Consider the following 4,868-nt stretch of genomic DNA (forward strand, 5'->3'; position numbering starts at 1 on the left):
CGGGTGCCCGGCCTGTCGCGGACCGGCCCGAACCGCGACACCGCCGCGCTCGGCGCCGGCGCCGAGTCCGAGAAGACGTGGCGTCTCATCGGCGTCGTCCCCGCCGCGAAGCGGCAGGGCGTGGTTGCCCAAGCGGCCCGACGGACTTCGAAATCATTCGGGCACCTTGCCGAAATGACCGATCATCCAGTTCCCGACGGAGTGACCGGAGGGACTCAAGGAACGGGCCGCTTGATCCCTCGCGAAGCGAGTCACGACGGTTGACTACCCCCAGCCCCGCTCTTAACTTACTCGCATCGATTCGACAACCGGACTGAAACTTTCGAAGTGTTCGAGTTGTCACGCCCCTCGCATCGGCCACATCGGTTCCACCGCCCCCTGCGGAAAGGACGCTCGCGTGAAGGCCAGCCGAAAGTTACGGATACGTCCGCTCCTGCTGGCGCTGTTCGGCGGGGTGGTCCCCCTGCTCGCCGGCTTCCTCCTCGCGGCGCCGAGCGCACGGGCCGCCTCCCTCACCGAGGTGACCGACTTCGGGCACAACCCCGGCAATCTGCGCATGTACGAGTACGTGCCCACCAGTGCCGGAGCGAACCCGCCGGTCCTGGTCGCGGTCCACTACTGCACCGGCACCGGGCCCGGCTTCCACTCGGGCACCGAGTTCGCCTCGCTGGCCGACCGGTACGGGTTCATCGTGGTCTACCCGGACGCCAACGTCAGCGGCCAGTGCTTCGACGTGTCCTCCCCGCAGGCGCTCAGGCACAACGGGGGCAGTGACCCGACGAGCATCGCCTCCATGGTGAGTCACGTGGTGCAGCGCCACGGTGCCGACGCCGACCGCGTCTACGTCACCGGGGCCTCGTCCGGGGCGATGATGACCAACGTGCTCCTCGGCGACCACCCGGACGTCTTCAAGGCCGGGGCGGCGTTCATGGGCGTGCCGTTCGGGTGTTTCGCCACCACCGACGGATCGGGATGGAACAGCGCCTGCGCCAACGGCCGGATCAGCAGGACGCCTCAGCAGTGGGGTGACCTGGTGCGCGGCGCCTACCCCGGCTACAGCGGGCCGCGGCCGCGGATGCAGCTCTGGCACGGCACGACGGACACGACGCTGAACTACAACAACTTCGGCGAAGAGATCAAGCAGTGGACCGACGTGCTGGGCGTGAGCCGGACCCCGGTGCTCACCGACAGCCCGCAGTCCGGCTGGACCCGCACCCGCTACGGCGCCGACAGTACCCAGGCGCCCGTCGAGGCCATCAGCCTCTCCGGCGTCGGCCACAGCCTGCCCACCTCCGGCATGGCCGCCAGGGCCATCTCGTTCTTCGGCCTGGACCAGAGCACGCCGCCGCCCACCACCCCTCCCCCGACGAGCGGTGCCTGCCGGGTGACGAACACCGTCAGCGCGTGGAACAACGGTCTCACCGACAACATCACCATCACCAACACCGGTTCGTCGACGCTCGACGGGTGGACGCTGGCCTTCACGCTGCGCTCCGGACAGGCCATCACCTCCGGCTGGAACGCGGCCTTCTCACCCACCAGCGGTGCGGTCACGGCCAAGAACGTCAGCTACAACGGGACACTCGCCCCGGGGCAGAGCACCTCCATCGGCTTCCAGGCCACCCACACGGGTGACACCGGAGCTCCAACGGGCTTCGAGCTCAACGGATCCGCCTGCCAGACCGGCTGAGCCGGCCCGCGACCGCCCCACGTGGACCCGGCCTGTCCCACCGAACCGAGAGCTGATCGAGGACGACGTGCACGAGGTGCCGGGGCTCGGCGTGAACGCGCCGGACCGTCTTTTCCGGTCACGGCAATGCGTACGGGCCGGTCCGGTGGAGTTCCAGGGTTGTGGCGAGGCGGATGACGGCGGTGTGCCAGTGGGAAGTGGCGGGGGCCGGGCCGTGGGTGCGGAGGGTGGTTGTCACAGCGGAGACCTTGTCCGCGGTGGTGCGGAAGCCGGTTCGGTGCAGAAGGGCGGCTGCTGATTCGAGGACGTCGTGGTCGGTGGCGGTCAGGTTCTTCAGGCCGTGGTGAGCGGCCTCGGCGAGGGCGGCGAGGGCCCGTTCCAGGGCGGTGGTGAGGGGGTCGTCCGGGGGGTGCGGGGCGACGGGGAGGGCGGTGTCGCCGTCGCCGGGGGCGAGGTCGGGGACGAGGACGCCGCGGGAGGTGCGGACGGCGAGAGGGGCGAGGAGGACCCTGCCCCGGTCATGGTGGAGGGAACCGCTGACCCGGTCGGCGGTGCCGGAGGCGAGGGCGTCGGCCAGGGCGTCCAGGGTGCCGGGGCAGTGGGGGTTGTGCGCGGTGCTCAGCAGGGCCTCGTTGCCGGCCGGGTCGTGAAGGACGGCCTCGAGGCGCTGCGCGGCCGGGTCGTACCGTACGGGTCCGGCCTCCGCGACGGCGAGGACGCGCATGGACTCGGCCTCCACCCGAGGGCGGACGAGGCGGGGAGGGAGGGTACCGGGAGCGGGGAACTGTGCGGCGAGATCGGTGACCAGCAGCCCGGGCGGCAGGTCGTCCCAGGCGGTGCCGACGGGGGTGACGGACGTGGTGGCGATCCGACCGCGGGAGATCTCCACGGCGCGGCAGGCCGTGCGGGAGGTGGCCTCGCTGACCACGTTGGCGGCGGCAAGGGTGCGCAGGTTCGTACCGAGGATCCGGCGGGCGCCGAGGTCGTGGCCGGTGGGCGCCTGACCGTCGGGCAGCTCCCAGCGTTTGTGCAGAACGAGGACGACACCGGCATCGGGGTGGGCGAAGAAGACCTCGGCGGTGCGGTCACGGGCGGAGCCGTCGACGTGGCAGCCGAGGGCGACGAGGCGGACTCGGCGCAAGGCTGTGCGGGCCGTCTCGGCAGTGCCGAGGACGGCTGCTGGGTCGGTGGGGGCGGCGCGGTGGCGGGCGTGGAGTTCGGCGAGGAGCAGGGCGTGGGTCTCACGGTCGTGGTGGGCGCCGCGGACGGCGTGCTCGGCGAGCTGGTGGCGTATCCCCTCGAGGGCCGCGGCGGGCCAGTGACGGCCGGCGGCCGTGAGGGCGGCGCCGGCACGGCGGAGGGCTCCGTCCAGGACGGGGCCGGCCTGGGGGACGCCGTCGACGAGGAGTTCGTCGACGAGGTCCATGGCTGCGCGGTGGGCGCTGTCGCCGTTGTCCGGGGTTGTTTCCCTTCCTCCGACGGTGACTCGGTCGCTGCCCTCGGTGTCGGCGGCTCGGAAGGCCCAGACGGCGAGGACGACCGTCGCGCCGCGCAGCGGCTCGGCGGCGTCGGTGACGGCGAAGCCGGGGCGGTGGGGCACGGGGAAGCGGACGGTGCAGGCGGGGAGTTCGACGGCGGGAACGGGGTCGGCGGGGGTGGGGCGGTGGAGGACGGCCCGGTAGCCGCGGTCACGGGTGCGACGGGCCGCGGTGAGGGCGGGACGGCCGAAGGCCTCGGCGAGGGCGGTGTCGTCGATGCTTCCGGGGGACCAGTCGGTGAAAGGCGGCGGGGTGTCCGATGCGGCCGCGGTGCGCTGGTAGGCGAGGACGAGGCCGATGCGGTGGCGGCAGACTCCGTGGGCCCCGCAGCTGCAGCTGGCGTCCTGCAGGGTGGCGCCTGGCGGCAGTCGGGTCTCGGTGCCGTCAGGAAAGCGGCCGTGCACGGTGTGGTCGCCGGTGACGTCCAGGTCGGGGCCTGCTCCGGCGTCGAGGTCCTTGGCGGCGCGTTTGACCAGGCCGCGGTTGGCGAGGGCGGCGAGGGTGTCGGGGGTGAGGGCGAGCAGGTCGGTGCGGGTCATGCCGTTCGTCCTCCGTGGGCCATTCTCTCGGCGACGAATTCGGCCAGGTGGCCGGGGGTCATGGCGCCGATGTGTGCACCGGCCCCGGCGAGGCGGCCGGCCAGGTCGCGGTCGTAGGAGGGGGCGGCCTCCTCGTCGAGGGCGGCGAGGCCGAGGACGGTGACGCCCTGTCCGGTCAGGTCGCGGACGGTGCGGGTCAGGCGGTGGGCGTCGCCGCCCTCGTAGAAGTCGGTGATCAGGGCGACGATCGTGCGGCGCGGGTTGTCGACGAGGCCGGCGGAGTAGTCGACGGCGCGGGCGATGTCGGTGCCACCGCCGAGTTGGACCTTCATCAGGAGTTCGACGGGGTCGGTGACGTCGGAGGTGAGGTCGACGACCTGCGTGTCGAAAGCGACCAGGTGGGTGCGCAGTCCGGGCAGGCCCCACAGGCAGGCAGCGGTGACGGCGGAGTGGATCACGGATCCGGCCATGGAGCCGGACTGGTCGACGAGGAGGATCAGCTGCCACTGCTCGATGTGGCGGCGGGTGCGGGAGTGGAAGTGCGGCTGCTCGATGAGGATGCGGCGGTCCTCGGGCCGGTAGTGGGCGAGGTTGGCGCGGATCGTGGCCCTGAAGTCGAAGTCCCGGGCGCGGGGGGTCCGGCTGGGGCGGCGGGAGCGGGCTCCGGTGAGGGCGCGCCGGATCTCCGGCCTCAGCCGCTCGGTCAGGTCGCGCACGACGGCTTCGACGATCCGCCGGGCGGCGGCCAGAACCTGCGGGTTCATCAGGTGTTTGGTGCGCAGCACGGCCCGCAGCAGGCCGGTGCTGGGTTCTACGCGGAGAAGAACGTCGGGGTCGGTGACGATCTCGTCGATGCCGTAGGTCTCCACGGCGTCGCGTTCGAGGCGTTCGACCGTCTCCCGGGGGAAGAGACGGTGGATGTCGTCGAGCCAGTCGACGACGGCGAGCGTGGAGGGGCCGTCGCCGCCCTCCCGGCCGTCGGCGGTGCCGCGGCGTTCACCACGGCGGGCGAGGTCGTCGCCGCGGCCGTAGAGCCACTGGAGGGCGGTGTCGCGGGCGGCGTCCGGGCCGTCGAGGCCGCCGGTGCGGCGCTCGGCGGGG

General features: G+C 72.6%; 4 protein-coding genes. 2 read left to right on the top strand and 2 right to left on the bottom strand.

All coding sequences use genetic code 11. The annotated features are described in order from the left end of the window. Together B7767_RS47240 and B7767_RS05200 are read left to right on the top strand one after the other, a co-directional pair. Positions 1-264: hypothetical protein (locus B7767_RS47240; RefSeq protein ID WP_218775775.1), on the top strand; the 264-nt coding region annotated here is incomplete at its 5' end. Positions 265-397: 133 nt separating this feature from the next. Next, the gene (locus B7767_RS05200; protein WP_107485814.1) at positions 398-1,690 is read left to right on the top strand and encodes a PHB depolymerase family esterase; all 1,293 of its coding nucleotides are present in this window, start codon (positions 398-400) and stop codon (positions 1,688-1,690) included. Between the two features lie 118 nt (positions 1,691-1,808). On the opposite strand, the gene B7767_RS45705 is transcribed toward B7767_RS05200, so the two are convergent. Together B7767_RS45705 and B7767_RS05210 are read right to left on the bottom strand one after the other, a co-directional pair. After that, positions 1,809-3,767 carry a hypothetical protein gene (locus B7767_RS45705; RefSeq protein ID WP_085571076.1) on the bottom strand — a complete coding sequence of 653 codons (1,959 nt, stop codon included), beginning with the start codon at positions 3,765-3,767 and terminating at the stop codon, positions 1,809-1,811. Continuing rightward, positions 3,764-4,868 (bottom strand): VWA domain-containing protein (locus B7767_RS05210; RefSeq protein WP_085571077.1); only part of this gene is annotated, 1,105 nt, incomplete at its 5' end. The genes B7767_RS45705 and B7767_RS05210, both read right to left, overlap by 4 nt.

Origin of the sequence: Streptomyces sp. 13-12-16 (assembly GCF_002114215.1) — a bacterium.
Taxonomy (GTDB): domain Bacteria; phylum Actinomycetota; class Actinomycetes; order Streptomycetales; family Streptomycetaceae; genus Streptomyces.

What these genes read in the sequence shown, in the direction of transcription:
- B7767_RS45705 (WP_085571076.1), bottom strand. Translation starts at nt 3,767, where the DNA reads ATGACCCGCACCGACCTGCTCGCCCTCACCCCCGACACCCTCGCCGCC.